Origin of the sequence: Fredinandcohnia onubensis, from assembly GCF_002734215.1 — a bacterium.
GTDB lineage: Bacteria > Bacillota > Bacilli > Bacillales > Bacillaceae_L > Ferdinandcohnia > Ferdinandcohnia onubensis.
Genome location: NZ_NSEB01000003.1, coordinates 204,748 through 227,151, shown reverse-complemented (window position 1 = coordinate 227,151; position 22,404 = coordinate 204,748). Strand labels below are relative to the sequence as shown.

The following is a 22,404-nucleotide window of genomic DNA, read 5'->3' as shown; positions in this document are numbered from 1 at the left end:
GAAGTTACTATAAAGACAAACAAAATGAACTATGTTGCCGTGTGTAAAAACTTGATTGAAAATATGGAGACACCAATTTTCCTGCAGATTGTTACGTAATGCAGAAGTGCAAGTAAAACAGCACCCATATTCATACCAATGATAATTCCCTCCATTTGCAAAGTTTGAAGGGATCCTAAGGCAAACATAATCCCAAAGGATACGACAGTTGACCAAACATTATGGATAAATGCATCCTTTACCAACCCTAACCCGATTAAATAGGCTTGCATCGGGATTAAGAAGAAATGGAATAAGAAGTATGGCCATAACATTTGCAAATACACAGTGGCTGAAGATGATTCAAAGAATATATGTGTAAGTGGCTCAGCGAAATAGTAAAAAATCACACAGGCTGGAACCCCGTATAGGAAGGTCAATCTCATTACCTGTTTGAGAAGGTTTTGCAACATTGACATATCTCTCTTTGAGTAGGCTTCTGATACGGTTGGAATTAACACGATCAGCAATGAATGAGCGATAAAAGCTGGGAAAAAGCCTATTGTTAATGCGACTCCAGTCATCAAACCAAAATGCTCCGTTGCGACCGCTGCGGGCATGCCTGCTTTTAAAAGAGCTGCTTTAATTAAAAATGGTTGAACCGCATGTGAAATCGCATGAAAAATTCGCATTCCGGTTGTCGGTAAGGAAACAGCTAGCAGGTTTTTGCGTACAGCTTTTCCACTTAATGATGATGTCGGCCGATGGCCTAATCTACGATAATGGATGAGATATTCATATCCTAAATAACCAAATACGATTAAATCACTTGCAACAAGTGTACATAAGGCGATAAGGATTGAAGTATGAATCTCAAATTCAAGCAATTGATAAATAAACACTAATAAGATTAACTGGACTGCTTTACGAAGGAAATTCGCAAATGCAATTCGCCCCATCGATTGTATGCCCATAAAATAGCCCCTGGCAATTGATAGAAACGAAACGATGGGAATAAACAAGATGACGAGCCATCTAACAAATGGATGGTAATCATCGAAAACAGGGATAACTGGTAGAATTACAAATGCGAGCGAAATAATAATCGCTGTAAATACCGTTGTTAAAACGGTGGCATGCTTTAGCATACTCTTGTGATACCTGTCCTCTTTTTCGGCAACAAATTTAGAAATGGAAATAGGTAGCTCCAAACTTGCCAAAATGACAACTAGAAAGATTGAAGGCAAAATGGTCATATATAATCCCATTCCATGCCCACCGAGCTCTTTAGCCAGAACGAGATTGATTAAGAACTCCACACATTCACCAATAAATGCTGCGATAATCAGTAACAATGTTCCTTTAAAGAATGTATTCATCCTGTAGCCCCTTATTTATTTTATTCAGTACTAAATAGATATGAGACAAGTCCATAAATTATTTAACGAAAAGAAAATTTTTACTGTACTTCTAATAAAGTACCCTTTCCAACCGCTTAATTTCTCGTTTATAATCGGTATATGTAAACCATAGGGACGGTTCTACTGGTCCCTATTTGTTTTAATTTTTTGAAAACACGGGATCAGTGGAACCGTCCCCCTGGTCCCTAGAAAAAGGTGTAAATAGATGAGTATTTTAACAGTTTCAAATGTGAGCCATGGTTTTGGTGATCGTGCAATCTTTAATGATGTTTCATTTCGTCTTTTAAAAGGTGAACACATCGGGTTGATTGGAGCAAATGGTGAAGGTAAATCAACATTTATGAATATCATCACTGGCAAGATTGAGCCTGATGCAGGGAAAATTGAATGGTCAAAAAACGTTCGCGTTGGATACCTTGACCAGCATACGGTGCTTGAAAAAGGAATGACCATCCGCGATGTATTAAATAATGCCTTTAAATATCTATTTGATATGGAAGCGGAAATGAATGAAATATACGGAAAAATGGGTGACGCAACTCCTGAAGAACTTGAAAAAATGCTTGAGGACGTTGGAACTATCCAGGATACCCTTACAAACAATGACTTCTATGTTATTGATGCGAAGGTAGACGAAATTGCCCGTGGACTGGGCTTAGAGGATATCGGTCTTGAGCGTGATGTTCAAGATTTAAGTGGTGGTCAGCGTACAAAGGTATTGCTTGCGAAGCTTTTACTTGAAAAGCCAGATATTCTATTACTCGATGAGCCTACCAACTATTTGGATGAGCAGCACATTATCTGGCTTAGACGTTATCTTCAAGAATATGAAAATGCATTTATCCTGATTTCGCATGATATTCCATTTTTAAATAGTGTAATCAACCTGATTTATCATATGGAAAATCAAGAGCTTAACCGCTATGTTGGGGATTATGATAACTTCCAGAAGGTCTATGAAGTGAAAAAACAACAGCTCGAGTCAGCTTATAAAAAGCAACAGCAAGAGATTTCTGAGCTTAAAGACTTTGTTGCTCGAAACAAAGCCCGTGTTTCCACACGAAATATGGCAATGTCTCGCCAAAAGAAACTCGATAAGATGGAAGTCATTGAGCTCGCAAAGGAAAAGCCGAAGCCAGAGTTCAATTTTAGAACAGGTAAAACGTCAAGTAAGCTTATTTTTGAAACGAAGGACCTTGTGATTGGGTATGATGATCCACTTTCAAAACCGCTTAATCTTCGCATGGAAAGAGGTCAAAAGATTGCGTTAGTTGGGGCAAACGGGATTGGAAAAACCACTCTATTACGAAGCATCCTTGGTATGAATAAACCACTATCTGGTTCTGTCGAGCTAGGTGAGAACCAAGAGATCGGCTATTTTGAACAAGAAATTAAAGAAGCTAACTATAATACTTGTATTGAAGAAATTTGGAGTGAATTCCCTTCCTTCAACCAGTATGAAGTTCGTGCAGCACTTGCAAAATGTGGCTTGACGACAAAGCATATCGAGAGCAAAGTTGAAGTATTAAGCGGTGGGGAAAAAGCAAAAGTACGTCTCTGTAAATTAATTAATCGAGATACAAACATCCTTCTTCTTGACGAGCCGACAAACCATCTTGATGTTGACGCAAAAGATGAACTAAAGCGTGCCCTTAAAGAATATAAAGGAAGCATGCTCCTCATTTGCCACGAACCTGAATTTTATCATGACGTTGTGACAGACGTATGGAATGTTGAATCTTGGACAACAAAAGTTTTCTAGGATTACATGTTATGAACCATAGGGACGGTTCTATTGGTCCTCAATGGACACTATTTTTAAATTACATCCACGGGAACCAGGGGAACCGTCCCCCTGGTTCCCCCCCTGGTTCCCATAAAAATAGTTGCAAAATGATAATAAAAATAGTTGCAAACCGCAAATATTTATCGTATAAATAAATCAGAGGTGAAAATAATGGAAAATAATAACTTGAGAAGCTTATTTCAAATGGTTGTAAGACGATTTGGTTTCCTAAATGAACAGTGCTGTGAAAACTGCTGTGGAGAAGAAATTAGCCTTTTACAAAGTCATATTTTATACGAAATAAAAAGACAGAATAACCCTTCCATGCAAGAAGTTGCTGGGGCTTTAGGTATTGATATAACAACATTTAGCCGACAAATAAAAACACTAGTAGACAGAGAAATCGTTAAGAAAACGCCTCATCCAAATGATAACAGAGTCAACATTCTTTCCCTTACAGAAAAAGGTGAAACAATGGAGATTAATATCGATCAAGAAATGAATCATTATCTAAGTCAAATCCTATCTCACCTAAGCGAATATGAACGAGAGTCGGTGATAAGATCTGTAAAATTATTAAATGATGCAATGAAGAAATCAGAAAGCTATTGTTGTCCTCCTAAATAGGAGGACACTATTTGAAACAATACTTGCATTTTGCAAATATTAAAGGAGTGAATACAATGTGGAAAGACGTATTTTTTGACTTTTTATCAATTGCGCTTGAATTAACCGTGCTATTTTTTCTTATCTCTTTAGTCATAAGCATGCTTCAGGGATTAATTCCATACGAGAAACTTGAGAAGTATTTAGTTCATTCTAATAGAGTGGTCGGAGCAACTGTCGCTATCTTATTAGCATTCATAACACCATTTTGTTCCTGTTCGACCATCCCTATAGTTGTTGGAATGCTTCAGAAAAAGATGAGATTCGGTTTTGTCATGGTGTTCCTATTCGCATCGCCTGTTCTTGATCCAACCATACTTACTTTAATGGGTGCACTTTTAGGTTGGAAAGTCGCTGTCTTATATACAGTTCTTACGACTGTTTTTTCGATTATTATCGGATTTACACTTGAAGCACTTGGATTCGAACGTGCTGTTAAAAACGTTATCGTCAAAGGCTTAAACGAAGGAGTCACAAAATTCAATATGAAAAAGGCTTGGGCAGAGACGTTATCCCTTATGAAAACTGTCTACCCCTACCTCATTGTCGGCGCTTTAATTGGATCTTTCATTCACGGTGCAGTTCCGACTGGTTTTATTACTACGTATTTTGGTGGAAATGAATGGTGGTTAATACCTGTGGCAGCGATTATTGGGATTCCCCTCTATATAAGGCTATCCACCATGATTCCAATCGCTCAAATTATGGTTGCAAAAGGAATGGCTCTAGGTCCTGTGATGGCTATTATGATCAGTTCAACAGGTGCCAGTTTACCAGAAGTTGCTTTATTAAATTCCATTTTTCATAAACGATTAGTTGTTGCCTTTTTACTATCGGTTTTTACAATGTCTACTTTGTCAGGTACCTTGTTCTACTTTATGTAAGGTATTAATCTTTTAAAAGATTGATATAAATATGTTTCGATTAGGAGGAGATTATTATGTTTAAAGGTTTTATTAGCAAATTTAGAGGTTTTTCCAAGGAAGACTGCTGCTCCATTACCATCGAAGAAGTTAAGGATGAAAAAGATGTAGCTGAATGCTGTGATAAACAGCAATCTTGTTGTAGCTAATGTAATGCCCCTCTTCTGATGAAGTGGGGCATTGACTTGGAGCCTAGTTGCCAAGCTCCTTTTTATCTTCTATTTGATATAACTCATCATCCACTTTATCCAGCAAAAAATTCGTAAGATCCGTTCCGAAAAAGTGCAGCCGGTGCAATGGACGAGTCATGGATACATAAAGAAGCTTAATATCTATTTCATTATTATCGAATACTTCCTCGTTCGAATAAATCAACACCGCGTCAAATTCCAAGCCTTTTGACAGATTCGAACTGACAATGACGACCTCTTGCTTATTAATTTCCTCATTTTCTTTTAAAAGCTGCACGGGAAGATCACTATATTTATTAAAGGCTTTCGCTAGTTTTTGGCACTCTTTATTGGTCTTGCCGATAATCGCGACTGTTTTCATATTATCATCATAAAGAGTGTTAATTACCTCAGTTATGGCGAGAACGGTTTCCTTCTCAGACCCACTAATTTGATGAAAAACAGGCTTATCTCCGTGGCGGACAACTGGCTCAACCATAGGTAGATTTAGATGCAGTAGATCAAGTAATTGGTTTGCTGCATTCATAATTTCAATGGTGGTCCGGTAGCTTTTTTGTAGGGTCTTATAGGTTGCCCTCGGAAAGATGTTATCCCTAACTGTTGCCCAATTGTTAATGCCCCGGTAAGAGTGAATTCCTTGGGCTAAATCCCCTACAATCGTAAACATGTCTGTTTCAAGTGCTGTTTTTAATGCGGCTAATTGAAAATAGCTATAATCTTGTGCCTCATCAATGACAACATTGCGGGCCTTCAGCTCTTTTTTCACCCCATAAAGCTTTGCCTTCAAATACAAAAGTCCAGCTAAATCCTCTATCTCATATGATTTTTTTAGTTGTTTTTGATAGTCCATAAAGAATTGTATTTGCTCATCGGTCAGAATCCCTGACGCATAGGTTGGAAATAATTCGGTCACAAACCTTTGAAAATAGTAGAATACATCGTGATGTGGAAGCTTTTTAATATAGGTATTAACTGCCGTGCGGGATTGCTTTGTGATTTCTTCAATAAGCTCCGCTTTTTTATCCAGCGCTTTTGTCACATAACGACGGCGTTTTTCCGGGTCGATTTGTGTTTTGAACAACACGTTATCAAGTTTCTCATCATAAAACTTTGTCACTTTATGAAGCATTTTTTTCTTTTCCAACCGGACCGTGTTTTGAAGCACCTTTTTCACTTTTTCAATCCGCTTATAATATGGAAGATAGCGATATTCATAGGTCATTAAATGATGAATATCTCTCGCCTTATATAGCCGAAACTTTGATACAAAGAAGTCCTCTTTTGGTAGCAAGGAGCTTAAAATATCCTCCACATAATGCTCCAGCATATCCCGGTACTCAAGAGAACCTTTAAATGCTGAGATCCATTTAATCATTTCTGGATTGTTATATTCATCATGGATGAATCCGAGTAGCTTTGCATCTGCTTTCGTGAGCTTAATCGGTTTTCCAAGGCATTTTTTCACAAAATCAACAAACGTCGTCTGCTGGATGTGATCAACACCTAATTCTGGAAGCACCTCAGAAATATAATCGATAAAAAGGCGGTTCGGTGCCAGAATCATCAGCTGGTCAGGAGAAAAATACTCTGCATAGGTGTAAATAAAATAAGAGATGCGGTGTAGGGCAATTGTTGTTTTTCCACTTCCTGCGGCTCCTTGGACAATGATTGGTTTATTCAAATCCGCCCGAATGATACTGTTTTGCTCCTCCTGAATAGTTGAGACAATATCAGTTAAGCGGTTACTTGCACTTTCAGACAATGACTTTTGCAGAAGCTCATCGGTAGTTGTTAAATCTACATCCCGAATTTCTGCGAGCTCCCCATCCTCAATGATATACTGGCGCTTTAACGCCAAGTACCCTTTAAACTCCTCCCCCTCTGCCTCATACGAGACATCCCCGAGGCGGCCGTCATAATAGAGGTTAGCAACAGGTGAACGCCAATCCACAATAATTGGCTGTTGGGTTTCCTTATCAAAGAGAGAGACCTTCCCGAAGTAGAGGACCTCCTCTTTTCCCGTTTCTTCCCGATTAAAGTTAATTCTCGCGAAGTATGGTTTGTTGCGGTTTCTCTTCAGATTCCGCACCTCTTCATGCGTTCTTCTTAGTAAGGTTGAATTCGTTAACATATTAAGATAACTCATGCTACTGTCTTTGAAATCAATACCATCTAGGGCTCCCTTTAAATTTTCACGAAAGTTCTCCTCGGTTGACTCTGATGCCTGAATGACAATATCCATGTACTTTTTCGTAAAATCCAACCGTTCTGTTTCCTCATCGAAGTTAGGATGTTTCTCCTCCACCATCAAACCACCTCCATTTATCAAGAAGAAAAAACCATGAATTAACCGATAATCCATGGTAAGTAAGCACAAAGAACAAAATTTTCCGATACAATATGTAAAAGACGTATTTTTGATTATAGTATACACCATTAACGAAGGCAACCTATATTTTCCTTTTATGGGATATTCATTATTAACTTTTGCTTGCAGCACCCTTAACTGCGAAAAAATGTTTGCCTAATAATTTTTAGCGCTTACATCTTACGAATCATTAAAGAGTAGTGTATAATTTTAAGTAAGTTCACAAATTATCCACAATTACTAGAAATATAAATAGATTTTAGCATACATAAGGGGGAGCTAATGATGATTCGGACAGGGATTGCCGCTTTTTTAAGTTTCTTTTTATTACTTTTTGAAGGCTTTATTGTGATTAAATTAAAAGGGTATACTGGCATTTATTTTGGGGATTTACAACTACTCGTTAGCGTGCTGGCGATGAATTTCTTTTTTACCTTTACTATATTAACTCATATTAAAATGTGGCATCAAAACAAAGGCATTAAGGAATCTGAAGCCGAAGTAAAATAATGGATAAAAACAGTGTAGGCGCATGAATGAATCATGCGCCTACTTTTGTGTCTACCTTATTATGCTAATGGAGATGGCTCTACCCCTTTTGGAATAGGGCATTCATATGGATTTCCTTCTAATTTTTCTTCTAATTCAACTTTTGCATCTTCAATTACCTCAGGACGAAGGAATAAATCTAACGCTGTATTAGCTAACACCTTACCTGCTTGAAGCATTCCTTTATGAGCAATGGATGTTCTCCCTTGGGAAACTAACTGCCATGAATGAAGTGGTGTTCCCAATACAAAGCATTCCCCAAAGAATTGTGCTGTTGGTACAATCCAACTTACATCCCCAACATCTGATGAACCAAACAAGATACCATTTGATTCTTCATATGGGACAACAAGGTCGTTGAATGTTTTTGTTGCATAGTCTCTTGTAATTAAATTGGCCTTTGATCCTGCAACTTTTTTCATTTCATTAAGGGCATTGCGAACATCATCATCTGAAATTTGCTTTCTAATTTCTTCCGCATAACTCATTTCTTCTTCATTATATTCCGCAAGACCTACACTCTCCAAATGATTATGTAACACTTGCCCTAGAGCATTATTTGGAATATAGTTTGAGCACGCTTTATCGAAAGTGACCTCGACTTTTGTTTCCGTCATCAGGGCTGCACCTTTAGCAATATTCACAACACGTTCATATATACTTCTTACATCCTTCATATGAGGTGCTCGAATTAAATAGAGAACTTGTGCTTCACTTTGGACTACATTCGGAGAAAATCCTCCTGTATTGGTAATGGAATAATGGACCCGTGCCTCTGGTATAATGTGTTCACGTAAATAATTGACACCTACATTCATTAGTTCAACCGCATCTAATGCACTTCTGCCTAGATGTGGGGAGTTCGCAGCATGGGCAGCTACTCCTTTGAATGTAAAATAAACTTGATAGTTTGCTAGAGTTGATAGCGTAAATACTCCGCTCGTTGAATGTGGATGCCATGTGAGGGCACAATCAATATCATCGAACGCACCTTCTCTTGCCATGAATGTTTTTCCTGAACCACCTTCTTCACCAGGGCATCCATAATATTTAATGGTACCAGATACATTGTTTTCCTCCATATATTGCTTAACGGCAATAACCGCTGCTAATGGAGCAGTTCCTAGCAAATTATGTCCACAACCGTGACCGTTCCCTTTTTCTTCGAGAGGTTCATATGTGGTAGAACCTGCTTTTTGACTCATACCTGAAAGTGCATCATATTCTCCTAAAATCCCAATAACCGGCTTTCCACTTCCAAAAGTACCAGTAAATGCTGTCTCGACTCCACCTACTCCACGTTCAACCTTAAAACCTTCATTTTCAAGCGCCTGACATAAAACGTTCGCAGACTGATGCTCTTCAAATCTTGTTTCAGCCAAGTCCCAAATTTGATCGCTAATTTTGATATATGTGTCTCTTTTTGCCTCTATATAGTCGTTTATTTTTTCAACAAAGTTCAATTTTCACTTACCCCCATTGTCGATTTTTAACTGATGTTAAGATGTGTAGAAATGATTCTACTCCAATTTTCATGACTGTTTCATCGATATCGAACTTTTCATTATGATGGCCTGCAGCTAAAGTAGTTCCTAGAATGCTATAGGTTGCAAGCCCCCCATTTTCCTTCACTCTAGCCATCATGTAGGTTGCATCTTCTGAACCTGCAGCAAAAGAAGACGACTTTACGATCGAATGTACGCCTGTTACATTCCCGATGCTATCATGCATAAACTCGATTAATTCTTCACTTGAATTACTTGTACGGGCTTCCCCAACGATGTCATATTCAACATCCACTCCATACATGGAAGCAGCGCCATTCAATACATTTTTTGCACTTTCTAACATAAATTCATTAACTTCTGTATTAATTCCACGAGTTTCAACCTTTAAGTGAGCATGTTGAGGGATGATATTTCTTCCACTTCCAGCTTGAAGTACCCCGACATTTACTCTCGATGCCCCACCACTATGACGAGGGATACTTTGTAAGCCTAAAACCGCTGAAGCAGCAGCAAGTAGAGCATTTTTTCCTTCTTCTGGTTTTGCCCCAGCATGTGCAGCTTTTCCAGAAAACTCAACATTTAATTTTGTCGTTGATAAGAATCCATTAGAACCACAAATAATCTCACCTAATGGAACTCCTGTACCAACATGAGCTGCAATAAATAGATCAACATCATCGACGACTCCTGCTTCAACCATGGATTTTGCACCACGTACTCCTTCTTCAGCAGGTTGAAAAATGAGCTTAATTTTTCCAGTTAGTTCCTCTTTCATTCCTGTTAAAAGCTTGGCAAGTCCTAGACCAATTGAAGTATGCGCATCATGTCCACAAGAATGCATCATCCCAGAATTAATAGACTGGAATTCTTGGCTAACAGGGAAATGATCTTCTGCATAAGATTCCTGAATATCTAGTGCGTCCATATCAAATCGTAGTCCAACAGTTGGTCCTGGTTTTCCTGTGTCTAATACACCAACTACTCCTGTATATCCACCAGATAAATATGGGAGCCACTCTTCTTTTGCTCCTTGCTCTAACGCTCTTTTTTCATGCATTTCAAGTACTGATTGCGGTGGTACACCCATTCGAGAGTGATGATCGACTACCTCTTTACCAACCTTAACCTCATAACCCCATTCTGATAGTCTTGAAGCAACAATTGAAGCAGTTCGAAATTCGACCCAGCCAGATTCAGCGTATTTATGAAAATCTCGTCTCCATTCAACCATTGTTGGATAAATCTCTTCTACCATTTGTGCATAGTTTCTTGACATCTTGGTCACCCCTTTTAGACGTTGAAATGTTTATAGGAGAAGGGCTTTAATCCCTCCTCCTAAAACAAGTAATCTACAAGCTTTTATAAAAACAAATTAATTCATGTACATTTGAATTCCTGGTCCAATTGGAATACCAAATAGGCCAAATACGAGTAGCATGACAATCCAGATTGCTAAAAATGCAATAGAGTAAGGAATCATCAGTGCCATCAATGTACCAATTCCAGCTTTTTTATCATATTCATTCATAAAAGCGAGGATAATCGCAATATATGGGTTAAGTGGTGTTAGCATATTAGTAGATGATTCACCAATACGATAAGCAACCTGAACAAATGCTGGATGATAGTTCATTAGCATCATCATTGGAACAAAAATAGGCGCTTCGAGTGCCCATAATGCTGAACCACTCGTTACAAATAGACTAAGTAATGCGGTTAAGATGACAAAGCCAATAATGACAGCTAAGCCCGAAATATTTGCATGACTTAAGAATTCTGCACTATTAACAGCAATCCATGTTGCGAGATTACTCCAGTTAAAATACGCAATAAATTGTCCAATCGCAAATACGAGTACGATATAAGGAGCCATTTCGGTAATGGCCTCAGTCATATACTTTGGTACATCAGACGTGGTTTTGATTTTCTTCATTGTCACCCCAAAGGTTATACCGACGACAACAAAGAATAGGAAAATAATTGGAATAATTCCACTTAGGAATGGAGAAGGAATTAACCCTCCCTCTTCATTTGTTAACGGAGAATTAGGAATATAAATTAGAGTTACAATTGCGCCAATATAAATAAGTGCAGCAATCAATGTGTTTCTTAGTGCCTTTTTTTCTAGCGGATCAACTTCTTTTGATTTCTCGCTAATCGCGCCACCTTCATATTTTCCAAGCCTTGGTTCAACTATTTTATCGTTGACAAATACCCCAACCACGGTAAGAACAAATACAGAAGCACTCATGAAAAACCAGTTATCAATAGGCGTAACTACTACATTTGGATCAATTGTTTTTGCAACCTCTGTTGAAATTCCAGATAGAAGTGCATCTGTACCAGCAATAAGAATGTTTGCAGTAAAACCAATTCCAGCACCCGCGAATCCAGCGGCTAAACCAGCAATCGGGTGTCTACCCATTGTATGGAAAATAACTGCTGCAAGAGGAGGAATAATAACAAATGCTGCATCAGATGCAATATTACCCATAATCGCTACAAAAAACACAGCATAGGTAATAATGGACTTATGCGCTTTCATGATGGATTGTTTAATCGCACTTTCAAGCAATCCAACCTTCTGAGCTAACCCAATCCCTAGCATCATTGTTAAAACAAGACCTAATGGTTTGAAGCCAGTAAAGTTATCCAACATTGTGGTTAACATAAACTGTAACCCTTCACCGGAAATTAAACTTTTAATTTCTAGTTCTTCTCCAGATCCTGGATGGATAACAGTTACATCAAATAGACTAACGACCCAAGAAAACAGAATCATAAATCCTGCTAAATATACGAATAACATAAATGGATGTGGTAGTTTGTTACCTAACACTTCAATAAAGTTTAATATTCGCATATATCCTTTTTGATTTTGATTGTTCTGAGTTTCAACTGTTGGTTGAGCCATCACATCACCTCTTTTATTTTGGTTTATTTTCGGACACCTTTTGTCCACTTCCTAATATAGTTTCTATCATAATAGAAAAAATAAATAATTACAATGTAAGATTCTGACTATTTTCTATAATGTCTATTTTTGCTATAGTATAATAAAAGAAAAAACAAGGAGTTAATAGATGTTTCAAATAGGAATCATCACTGCAAAAAATTCATTAACGTGGATTCAAGAATTAGAAGACTTTTTTGAAAATCAATGTCAATTTACGTTTCTTCCATACGAAAACTTTAATGAAATTAAAGAAATGTATGAAAAAAACGCCCTATTTATGGACGGAATCATCTTTAGTGGTCAGGTCCCCTATTTTTATATGAAAAAGGAATTAACGTACTTTGAAAAACCTACCATCTACTTTGATTTAAATGAAAGTGATTTTTATAAAACATTATGCAAAACAATTTTAAAAGAAAAGAATTTTGATATTTCAAGAACATTAATTGATTTTATTTTTGAGCAAAATAATTTTCTAGGATTAAAGGAATGGTTAGAAGAAGAAGAGTTTCCCTATTTTCATAACGAGGATATTGAGTCATTTGACACAGAGACAGTATATGATGACGTGTTTCAGCAGCATGTAAGCTTATTTGAAGCTGGCAAAATCGATCTTTCTTTTACGAGGGTTAGTAGTATATCAAAAAAATTAACTGAAAACGGCATCAAACATGTTATTGTTTATCCTTCCTTAGAATCAATGATTAAAAAAGTGAATGATTTTATTAATCAAATTAAAATGATGCGTTTAACTGAAAATCAAGTAGCTATCGGTAATATTGCTATTTCACAAATAACAATAAGCCCTGATATGAATCATGACCTTGAACGGAAAATGTTACTGTTGAATCAAGCACTGTTAGATTACAATAGTAACAATCAACACGGCTTTATTATCCAGAGAAACTTCCTTAATTTTGAGGTCATTACAAACTATAAGGCATTGATAGACATTACAAATGAGTTTACACAATGTTCGCTCTTGTCTTATCTTAAGCAAACATTACCTTACGAAATAGATATTGGTTGGGGAATTGGCAATTCGTTACAAGAGGCTCGTCTCAATGCTGAACATGCAAACAAAGAAAGAAGAATCGATCGCGGGACGTCCTATATAATGACCGAAGATGAACAATTAATTGGACCTCTTGGTGATGAGACATGTTTACAGATTCCCAATCAACTGAACATCCAAATTGAGAAGTTTAGCAGCCAAATAGGCATGTCTGCATTAAATATACAAAAAATAATGGCCGTTTTGGAAAAGCTTCAAACAAATGAGATTGTTTCAGATGATCTTGCCATTCATTTTGGAATATCTCAAAGAGCAGCAAACCGTATCTTACAAAAGCTTGAGGAAAAGGGAGTAGCTGAAGTCTCTTATAAAAAACAAAAAAAATTACGTGGTAGGCCCAAGAAAGTTTATCATATTGATTTCTTAGCAAAATTATCTTAATTTTTGAAAAATGAATACATTTTTATAGTTAAAAACAAAAGCCGACTCCCAGAGTCGACTTTTTTATTGCGTAATCGGTAATATAATCTCTACCTTTGTTCCTTTTGCAGGTTTACTATTAATGCTAATTTTCCCATGATGGTCTTCGATGATTTTTTTAGACACCATTAAGCCTAGACCCGTTCCATAATCCTTTGTTGTAAAAAATGGTTCGAACAGCTTTTCTTGTACATCCACAGGAATTCCACAGCCCTCATCACTAATGATAATTGACACCATGTTATTGGCAGTTTGGCTGCCATTAACCGTTAGCTTACCGCCCTCTGGCATGGACTCAAAACCATTTTTAATGAGATTTAAGAAAACCTGCTTCATTTGTTTTTCATCACAATCGATATCCAGAACAACCTCATCCATTTTCAGATCAATTACAACATTCCTCGCGTTCTCAGATTGCTCAATGATCGAAAGGACATATTCAAGAAGTTCCTTTAGATTACATTTCGTCACATTAATTTGCCTTGGTTTGCCGATAACCAGTAAATCATTAAGGATTGAATTAATTCGATCAATTTCCTGCTCCATGATCATATATTGTACTTCATCCTCTTTATGTTTTTCCCGCTGAAGCTGGGTAAACCCTTTTAAGGACGCCAACGGATTACGAATTTCATGTCCAACCGTCGTCGCCATCTGCCCTACAAACGCAAGCTTCTCCTTCTTGCGGAGCTCCTCATGCGTTTCCGACAATGCTTCGATATACGAGTAGAAACGGGTTAGGAGGATGTATGCAATAAGCCCAAACATACCAATTAGGAGGATTGGTGCCAATACAACACCATTTCCTAATAATAGACCAATCAATCCATATTTCATTGTAATCGCAATGGAAACTGTCAAAAAGAATCTCTTATTTATGAAGATAGGAGAGAATAGCACAAAGGCAATTTCAGCTGCATTTCCACTCTTAAACTCTGCATTACTTCCCCAATAAGTGATTACATCATCAATTCCAGTGACTAAAAGATAAGACAACACATAAAAGTATTTAATCAAATGCAGCTTACCTATTTTCTTTAAATAGAATGAGACTGGAATAAGGATTATTATTAATATATAGGCCACATATGCAAAATCAGTAGGTAGGCCAATCTTTGCGTGAATAAATATAGGGTATATAAAATAATAGAAGAAATCATATAGCACGAAAATGCTATAAAACAATATTAAATATAAACGTAGCGCCTTCTTCTCTTCATGCAAAAGAAGAGAGTTATGTTTTAGATAAGACATATCTATCCTCACTTAGTTAAATGATTATGCTTTTTCATTATATATTATTTTCTTCACCTGAGTATATAGTCCTATATCCTCTCTTATTTTCGAATTTTTTAAACAATGAGTACGAAAGAAGTAAAAGGAAAATCAACATCTGCGCACTGAAAACGAAAGCATCCCAGAACTTTATTGATGATAATGACTCAGTAAACCCAAGGAGAACATTTATCATAATATATACTAATTGAGGTAAATAGTAAAAGCCAAACATAGAGAAGGTCAACAAAACTCCTATTAAAAAGAAAAAGGAATAGAAGACAATCTTTCTGTTATATGTTGTTTCTTGTTTTCCATTAAATAGTCCTTTTATATATTCAATTCCACTTTCCATCAGATTATAATTCCCCGTACTATTTTCAAAAACATAATAAAGATCTGTTTTCATATAAATACAGCATTGATAGATGATTCGAATCACAATATCGAAAATAATCAAACCAATAATTCCATTCATAATCTCATTTGAAAATGGGTTAGACATTTTTAAGATTAAGGCAACTAAAAGTATGAAACTATCAAAATACATTCCTGCTAAAAATAATAGGTTCCGATCCTTTGAAGAGAGCTTCCATCCTTGTGTAAGGTCCGTTTCGAATACTACAAAAAACAATCGATTGCCAATTTGTAATCGTGTTGGAAGATTAAACGAGCGGATAGCCAAAATATGTCCACATTCATGTATAAAGATTAACACAATTGAAATTCCGGCATACAAAAGAATATTAAACATCATTGTATCAAAGACAAATAGATCCTGATAGCGAGGAAAAAGATTGGTATCTTTCACAAAAAGAAAGAGATTCACTAACAAAAATAATGGATAGAAAAAACGAGTAAACCGATTAAAGAAAATCTTCCCTAGTTTCGGTGATATCCATTTAAGCCCTAATTCTTCATGAGTACGTGTTTTTTCTACACTTACTTTTGCACCACCTACCATTTCTACTAAATCTAAATCCAGCAATTGTTGGCCAAAATCAAGTAAATCAATTTCTTCATTTGGATATTTTTCAATGAGTAGGTGTTCTATTTCACCAAGCGATAAACCGTTGTTAATCAACTCAATTGCATCAATACAGACTACTGGCATTTCATAAAATTCATGAGTTACTTTATCTTCAATAATGTAATTCTTATTATCTTTGCGAATCTCTAACTCGTGTAAACATAAAATAGAATCAGCAGTTAATTGCAATCTTCACACCTACTTTTCTTCATAATAAAAGGATGCTCCACTTTTTGTAAGCATCCTTTCGAAAATATTTTTATGGTCGGCCACCTGGTAACCATGCACACCACCAGCATGTCGCTTTTATCTTTTTAAGTTTTTTGATTTTCATTTCGTCACCTCCTGCTTTGATAGTTTATGACTCTTTCTGTATCTCAATCCATTGTGGATAAACTTTTTTAAACATTGCTACTAGATTTGGGTCAAATTGAGTTCCTTCTCCTTGAAGAATTCGATTATAGGCCTCTTCTATAGGTAGTGCACCTCGATATGAACGTGACGAAGTCATTGCATCAAACGCATCCGCAATTGCCGTAATTCGTGCATTTAAAGGAATATCGTTTCCTTTTAGCTGGTCGGGATAACCTTTACCATCCCATCTTTCATGATGTGATCTAATAATACTTATACTTGAACCCAGCCCCTCCACGTTTTTAACTGCTTCTTCTCCAACGACTGGATGTGTTTTTATAATTTCATACTCTTCATTCGTTAATTTTGCTGGTTTCATAAGTATAGAATCAGGAATATTGACCTTACCTATATCATGCAGCAAACAAGCATAATTAAAAGATTTTAATTCATCCTGAGAAAATGTTCCCAACTCTTTCGCTAATACCATTGCGTATTTAGCTACTCTTTCACTATGACCTCTTGTATAAGGGTCTTTTAATTCTAAGGCAGCAATTACACCTTTTACAATACCCTCCATTTGTTGATCATAGGCAGTGCTTAGCGCATTCACATATCCATAGAATCTAGTAAGTAGTATATATGCTACGATAGCTAGAACTAGGGTTAAAACAATTGGAAGAGCTACTAATGTTGTTCCAAGTATTGCACCAATCAAAAGATATTTAATTGTTAAACCTGTTGAAACTACCCAGAAATATTTTTTATTAACAAAAATAGGAGAAAATAATACTAGGAAAAGCTCCACAGCATTTCCATTAGAGAATAAATCAGGTTTATCCCAATAAGTGACTAAATCATTTATAAAACTTAATAATGTATAAGTAAAAAAGAAATAGTATTTGGTTAAATACTGCTTATCTTTATTATTATTATAAAAAATTAAAGGTATTAAAAGCACAATAATAATGTGGATAACGTATCCAAACTTATTAGGGAATCCGAATGGTACATTAGTTACATAACTGGGATATATAAAATAATAAAATAAATCATACCCTATCATTATAATTAGGAATAAAAGGCTAAACCAAACGGCAGTCCTTTTCTCCTCATACAAAAATACCGATCTTTTATTCATCTTCTGCATCTCTTTTTCTCCATTTTCTCTTATATTTCTAGATATATATGCAATAATCCTTTTTTTATAACAAAAAAGGTACAAAAGTCACAGACGCAATTCGTCAAATATCGACTTTTCAATTATAAACCATCTGTCCTACAAACTAAATAGTTAATTAGGTATAAAAATCTTCCTTCATCCCATAAAATATGGTAATTAGCTTATGAGCCCTTGTGCCCACTCGATAAAAAACGTTCTTTTATTTTAATACAAAAATAAAAACACAGAAAGAAATCTGCGTTTTTTGTCGAAAAATTATTTTATTGTACTAGAGAATGTTTGAATGCGTATATGACCGCTTGTGTTCGATCTTGTACCTCGAGCTTACTTAAGATATTACTTACATGTACTTTTACCGTTTTTAGTGCGATAAAAAGTTCATCCGCGATCTCTTGATTCGTTTTTCCATCCGCTATTAAAAGCAAGATTTCCATTTCACGGTTTGTTAATTCTTCATGTGGAAGCTGTTTTTCCTTTTGTCTCATTCGAACCATCATTTTCCCCGTTACTTCTGGCTCTAATACCGACTGCCCATGATAGGTTTTACGTACGGCCTCAGCGATTTCACTCGCCTTCGATGTTTTTAACATGTAGCTCGTTGCACCCGCTTCTAAAGCAGGATATACCTTTTCATCATCAATAAAGCTTGTGACGATGATGATTTTTGCTTCTGGCCAGCTCTCAATGATTCTTCTTGTTGCCTCAATGCCATCCATTTCCTTCATTACGAGGTCCATTAATATAATGTCAGGTCGAAGCTCTAGTGCTAAGTCAACCGCTATTTTTCCGTCATCCGCTTCACCAACGACTTCAATGTCTGGCTGTGCGGATAAATAGGAGGAAACTCCTATCCTTACCATTTCATGATCGTCGACAAATAATACTTTAATCATTTTCTCCACCCTCTAACACTGGTACTTTTACTTCAATCCGTGTTCCTTTGTCTTTAAGACTAACGGTCCGCATTGTACCGCCTATTTCCACTGCACGTTCATACATATTCTGGAGACCATAGGAACCAGTCTTCGCTTGTTCCACATCAAATCCAATTCCATCATCAACGATTCGTAAAATGATAAATTCATCCCTTTTAATTAACAGGACTTCTAACTGATTTGCTTTTGCGTGGCGGAGGGTGTTTGAAACTGACTCTTGAAGAATGCGAAATAAGTGGTCCTCGACCCCTTTATCAATTTGAAAGTCCTCAATCTTTGTTTCAATTGTAACGGGTACCTTCTGTGATAATTCAACTAATAGCTCCTGAATTCCTTCTTGGAGTGTCTTTCCTTTTAATGCAACTGGACGTAAATGGAGCAAGAGTGCGCGCATTTCTAGTTGTGATTGATGTATCATTTCCTCAACAAGCTTAAACTGCCTTGCCTCACGTTCATCTGTTCGTGGCTTAGACTCGTTGATAGCGGACATCATCATCGACGCAGCGAAGAGTTGTTGGCTAACAGAATCATGGAGTTCTCTCGCTAACCGGTTACGCTCATCTGAAACAATTTGTTGTATTCGTTTTTCCTGATCCTCAGCCTTTTCATTTGCAAGTTTTTGAGAAAGCTTCGTTTGCTCAGCGATATGAGTTTGTAGCTTTTTAATCCGCTCCCAAATGGTATTGAATTCAGCTGTTTGGTTTACTGGGATGTCAGAAATGGATCTTCCCTGTTCCATTTGATAAATCGCGCTAGAGACAGAGAGTAGCTGTTTTCTCCATAAATACCCTGACAATATCCCAAAAACAAGCCCAGTAATTAAGCTCATACTTAAAGCTAAAATAATATACGGTAAATCCATTAGCTTTGTTTGCCAGAGTTCGGACCAATTGGCTAAAGGAAAGGCCATGAATGCAATAACATGAGCCATTACAAATAAAAACACCGAGACACAAATACCGACAATGATTTGTTTTTTTACGGTACTCATGCTCGTTTCACCTCTAGGTCCCCCACTCCAATAGAAGTGACGATCTTAAGCTTGGGTTCTGTGTGATCATATTGTTCCGTCTGATAATGAAGTGTTTGGTTCACCGTTTTAGCGTCCTGATTTTCAAAGATCGTTGTGGCTCCATAAAGGACGGAGTGATGTACCTTCACTTCAACCTCATACGGGACAAAGATTTGAACATTCCCAATCACATTTCGAATAAAAATTACTGATTCACCTTTAGGTAAAACCGTGTAGCTTAAATCAATAATCGTATCGCCAATTCCAGACTGAATGTTTACATCATTCCATTCATACACATACTCTGGTGTTTTTTGTTGACCCAAGACGATGTTTTGAAACAATGGCTGACGTCTAAGAATTGGTTCTTGTTTTGATGTTTTTTCCGATTCTTTTATTTCAGGTTTAATATAATGAGGTTTTTTCTTAGATTGTAAAAATTGAATAAGTAAATAAATAAGAACGGCAAGAATCAAAAATTTTACTGTCATCATATTTAAAATGGTAAAAGCTAAACTAATCCATCCAAACCAAAACAGGATTTTGCCAAATGTTCGCGGCAATTTTTTACGACCAATATAAATACATCCAAACGATATTACAAAAGAGAAAAGGACTCCGCCATTAAAAAACGTAACTTCAATGATTAATAAAATGATTCCAAGAAGAAAAAATGCATTTAGATTGTCTGATTTGATTTTATTTAACATGTCCGGATCCTCCCTTCATCTCATTGAATGCATTGATTATCGCCCGTAAGGTATAGGGGCTAAGAAGACGTAGATTGTCTACGCCTTCTTAGAATACCATGTTTTCACTATGAAATTGAATGTGTTTCTTCATTTTTCACTTCTTTTTCAAGCTGTGCAATTCTTGCATCGATTGTATTGCGATGATAAGAGGAATTTACTTGATGTTCAAGACGATCAAGATATGATTCCATTTCTTCAAACGTTCTTGAAGCCTTATTCGTATATGCATTTGTGTCAAGCACTTGGTTCATGCGGTGATTAGCACGTGCTATGTTCTCACGCCCCATTAATTCCATACGCTTAATATGCATATCTTTAAGCTTATGTTTCATTTCCTCATACTTTTTCTCAAGTCCAATAAGTTCTGTAGCTGTATTTTTTAGTGCTTCCTGTAACTTAGCCGCACGTTCTTCATATGACACTTGTTCCTGAACAGCGAACTCATATAATTCTGTTTCACCAGCTTGCTGTGCTACACCTGCTTGGTATTTACGCTTTTCTGCAAGATCCGCTGCTTCGCGATGTTCTCTTGCAAATTGATCCTTTAATGAGTGCTGACGTTCGACAAGCTTGCGAACCTTCTCAACCTCTGCCTCACATTGACGTAGATACTGGTTAAGCAATGCGATTGGGTTTTTCTTTTCTTTTTCATCTAACACGCCATGAAAGTCTGCTAAAATTGTGTCCTTTATACGAGTTAATAGGTTTGCCATTTGTATCATTCTCCTTTTTAATGAGTAATCTTATTTCGAAAAATTAACGTTTGTTCAATTCAGCCCATTGTCTTTCAAAGTTAGTGAATGGGTCAGTTGATTCAGATACGACTTCTTTTTTTTCTTTTTTCCAGTTTCTAATAACAACATAAAGAATGTATGCTGCAACGACGCCTAGAATTGCGGGTGCATTTGAAGCTGACGCAATAAGAGCGATAACCCCAACAACTGCCCATAGTACCTTACCTAATGTTGAGTCAGTCTTCATAAACTGTTTAAATGCAAAATACAGAATGGCTAGGCTAATTGCTAAACCAATTAGTGGTCCAACCTGCGATAAAAGCACAATTGCTGCAATACCTCCAAGAATAAACAATCCGAATTTTTTCATGTTTACTTCCTCCTTTCATGATTCAATCTTATCCTGATTTTCGATTTGCTATAATGAGCCCCAGTTATATTTTTCACTAGGACCTGAGGCTTAGTAGGCGTAAGTTTTTATGAAAAAAAGGGTCTGCTCAGGTACGAGCAAACCCTTATCTTTTGCGGGAAACAAACGGATTGTCAGTGATCCAAAATCGCCACGGATAATCCTTTGCCTCTCCTGTATTTTCAATTCCAATTCGTGGGCCGATTGAGATGTCTTTAGGAATATAGCCTTTTGTGATGTAAATGGGTGGTTCAAAAAATGGGCGTCCGTAGTCCTCCATTGTTATCCCTAATGCTTTCGTTAGTTTCCCTGGACCATTTGTTAGATTTTTGGCGGGCATTTGGCCGCGGCGTTCATACATAAGGCTCATTCCCCGGTCAGGCTCAACCGCTCGGATAAGAATTGCTTCCGGTACGTCAATTTCGTTACTGACCACATTCACGAGACAATGAGTGTGCATCTGATATGTATAGACATAGCCCGGCTTGCCGTACATCACCTCTGTTCGCTTAGTCCTTCGATTGTTAAAAGAATGCGCCGCACGATCAAGTGGACCTTTGTAAGCTTCTGTTTCTACAATGTAACCTGATGCCACGCCTTGTTCGGTTTCTTTTATAAGCTTACATCCGAGGAGAGCTTTGGCTAGTTCTAATGTAGGTTGATGAAAAAATGATTCAGGTAGGATTTCCGTCATGGCAGCTCCTTTTAGTTTAGGTTTTTAGGTATAGTATGGGATTGGGTTGGTGGGTGTATTCTTGGTATGGGTTGTTAATATGGTTGTTTTCGGTTTGTACCCTCGTGTGAGATCTTTGTTGGTGGTGAGGGTATGATTACGCCTTATTCGCACCTTCACTTTGGTGGCTTTTGGCATGTGAGGG

At 36.8% G+C, this 22,404-nt stretch carries 20 protein-coding genes; 6 read left to right on the top strand and 14 right to left on the bottom strand.

Annotation, left to right across the window (positions count from 1 at the left end; all coding sequences use genetic code 11):
• Positions 1-29: 29 nt before the first annotated feature.
• The gene (locus CKK03_RS02940) at positions 30-1,358 is read right to left on the bottom strand and encodes a polysaccharide biosynthesis protein (protein WP_099361133.1); all 1,329 of its coding nucleotides are present in this window, start codon (positions 1,356-1,358) and stop codon (positions 30-32) included.
• A 247-nt stretch (positions 1,359-1,605) separates the two neighbouring features.
• On the opposite strand from CKK03_RS02940, the gene CKK03_RS02935 reads away from it, so the two are divergent.
• The 4 genes from CKK03_RS02935 to CKK03_RS24100 all read left to right on the top strand — a co-directional run bounded on the left by CKK03_RS02935 (position 1,606) and on the right by CKK03_RS24100 (position 4,924).
• The gene (locus CKK03_RS02935) at positions 1,606-3,162 is read left to right on the top strand and encodes an ABC-F family ATP-binding cassette domain-containing protein (RefSeq protein ID WP_099361132.1); all 1,557 of its coding nucleotides are present in this window, start codon (positions 1,606-1,608) and stop codon (positions 3,160-3,162) included.
• A 195-nt stretch (positions 3,163-3,357) separates the two neighbouring features.
• Complete coding sequence (locus CKK03_RS02930) at positions 3,358-3,813, top strand: MarR family winged helix-turn-helix transcriptional regulator (RefSeq protein ID WP_099361131.1); 456 nt, start codon at positions 3,358-3,360, stop codon at positions 3,811-3,813.
• 56 nt (positions 3,814-3,869) lie between these two features.
• Positions 3,870-4,736 carry a permease gene (locus CKK03_RS02925; RefSeq protein ID WP_099361175.1) on the top strand — a complete coding sequence of 289 codons (867 nt, stop codon included), beginning with the start codon at positions 3,870-3,872 and terminating at the stop codon, positions 4,734-4,736.
• Positions 4,737-4,792: 56 nt separating this feature from the next.
• Positions 4,793-4,924: a hypothetical protein gene (locus CKK03_RS24100; RefSeq protein ID WP_281254465.1), complete on the top strand. Its 132-nt coding sequence runs from the start codon at positions 4,793-4,795 to the stop codon at positions 4,922-4,924.
• A 43-nt stretch (positions 4,925-4,967) separates the two neighbouring features.
• Here CKK03_RS24100 and helD read toward each other — a convergent pair whose 3' ends face one another.
• Positions 4,968-7,274, bottom strand: a complete 2,307-nt coding sequence (gene helD / locus CKK03_RS02920) for an RNA polymerase recycling motor HelD (RefSeq protein WP_180271127.1) — start codon at positions 7,272-7,274, stop codon at positions 4,968-4,970.
• Between the two features lie 345 nt (positions 7,275-7,619).
• Between helD and CKK03_RS02915 the strand changes: the two genes are divergently transcribed.
• On the top strand, positions 7,620-7,844 hold the full coding sequence (locus tag CKK03_RS02915) for a hypothetical protein (RefSeq protein ID WP_099361129.1): 225 nt from the start codon (positions 7,620-7,622) through the stop codon (positions 7,842-7,844).
• A gap of 59 nt (positions 7,845-7,903) precedes the next feature.
• Here CKK03_RS02915 and CKK03_RS02910 read toward each other — a convergent pair whose 3' ends face one another.
• From CKK03_RS02910 to CKK03_RS02900, 3 genes are all read right to left on the bottom strand, one after another.
• Positions 7,904-9,346 (bottom strand): M20 family metallopeptidase, encoded by a 1,443-nt coding sequence (locus CKK03_RS02910; RefSeq protein WP_099361128.1) that lies wholly within the window; start codon positions 9,344-9,346, stop codon positions 7,904-7,906.
• 7 nt (positions 9,347-9,353) lie between these two features.
• Positions 9,354-10,667 (bottom strand): amidohydrolase, encoded by a 1,314-nt coding sequence (locus tag CKK03_RS02905; RefSeq protein WP_099361127.1) that lies wholly within the window; start codon positions 10,665-10,667, stop codon positions 9,354-9,356.
• A 96-nt stretch (positions 10,668-10,763) separates the two neighbouring features.
• The gene (locus tag CKK03_RS02900; RefSeq protein WP_099361126.1) at positions 10,764-12,305 is read right to left on the bottom strand and encodes an AbgT family transporter; all 1,542 of its coding nucleotides are present in this window, start codon (positions 12,303-12,305) and stop codon (positions 10,764-10,766) included.
• 169 nt (positions 12,306-12,474) lie between these two features.
• On the opposite strand from CKK03_RS02900, the gene CKK03_RS02895 reads away from it, so the two are divergent.
• The gene (locus tag CKK03_RS02895; RefSeq protein ID WP_099361125.1) at positions 12,475-13,803 is read left to right on the top strand and encodes a helix-turn-helix domain-containing protein; all 1,329 of its coding nucleotides are present in this window, start codon (positions 12,475-12,477) and stop codon (positions 13,801-13,803) included.
• 63 nt (positions 13,804-13,866) lie between these two features.
• On the opposite strand, the gene CKK03_RS02890 is transcribed toward CKK03_RS02895, so the two are convergent.
• From CKK03_RS02890 to CKK03_RS02850, 9 genes are all read right to left on the bottom strand, one after another.
• Complete coding sequence (locus CKK03_RS02890) at positions 13,867-15,096, bottom strand: ATP-binding protein (protein ID WP_099361124.1); 1,230 nt, start codon at positions 15,094-15,096, stop codon at positions 13,867-13,869.
• 37 nt (positions 15,097-15,133) lie between these two features.
• Entirely contained in the window at positions 15,134-16,336 is a 1,203-nt protein-coding gene (locus CKK03_RS02885; protein WP_099361123.1) for a hypothetical protein, read from the bottom strand.
• A 169-nt stretch (positions 16,337-16,505) separates the two neighbouring features.
• Positions 16,506-17,651, bottom strand: coding sequence for an HD-GYP domain-containing protein (locus tag CKK03_RS02880; protein WP_099361122.1), 1,146 nt, complete (start codon positions 17,649-17,651; stop codon positions 16,506-16,508).
• Positions 17,652-17,944: 293 nt separating this feature from the next.
• Positions 17,945-18,577, bottom strand: a complete 633-nt coding sequence (locus tag CKK03_RS02875) for a response regulator (protein WP_099361121.1) — start codon at positions 18,575-18,577, stop codon at positions 17,945-17,947.
• Complete coding sequence (locus CKK03_RS02870) at positions 18,570-19,610, bottom strand: sensor histidine kinase (RefSeq protein WP_099361120.1); 1,041 nt, start codon at positions 19,608-19,610, stop codon at positions 18,570-18,572. The genes CKK03_RS02875 and CKK03_RS02870 overlap by 8 nt, the downstream gene beginning before the upstream one ends.
• Positions 19,607-20,341 carry a cell wall-active antibiotics response protein LiaF gene (gene liaF / locus CKK03_RS02865; RefSeq protein ID WP_099361119.1) on the bottom strand — a complete coding sequence of 245 codons (735 nt, stop codon included), beginning with the start codon at positions 20,339-20,341 and terminating at the stop codon, positions 19,607-19,609. Before liaF ends, CKK03_RS02870 begins: the two co-directional genes overlap by 4 nt.
• A gap of 107 nt (positions 20,342-20,448) precedes the next feature.
• Positions 20,449-21,096 carry a PspA/IM30 family protein gene (locus tag CKK03_RS02860; protein WP_099361118.1) on the bottom strand — a complete coding sequence of 216 codons (648 nt, stop codon included), beginning with the start codon at positions 21,094-21,096 and terminating at the stop codon, positions 20,449-20,451.
• A gap of 43 nt (positions 21,097-21,139) precedes the next feature.
• Positions 21,140-21,487, bottom strand: a complete 348-nt coding sequence (locus tag CKK03_RS02855) for a lmo0954 family membrane protein (RefSeq protein ID WP_099361117.1) — start codon at positions 21,485-21,487, stop codon at positions 21,140-21,142.
• 145 nt (positions 21,488-21,632) lie between these two features.
• Positions 21,633-22,220 (bottom strand): DNA-3-methyladenine glycosylase, encoded by a 588-nt coding sequence (locus CKK03_RS02850; protein WP_099361116.1) that lies wholly within the window; start codon positions 22,218-22,220, stop codon positions 21,633-21,635.
• Positions 22,221-22,404 lie beyond the last annotated feature (184 nt).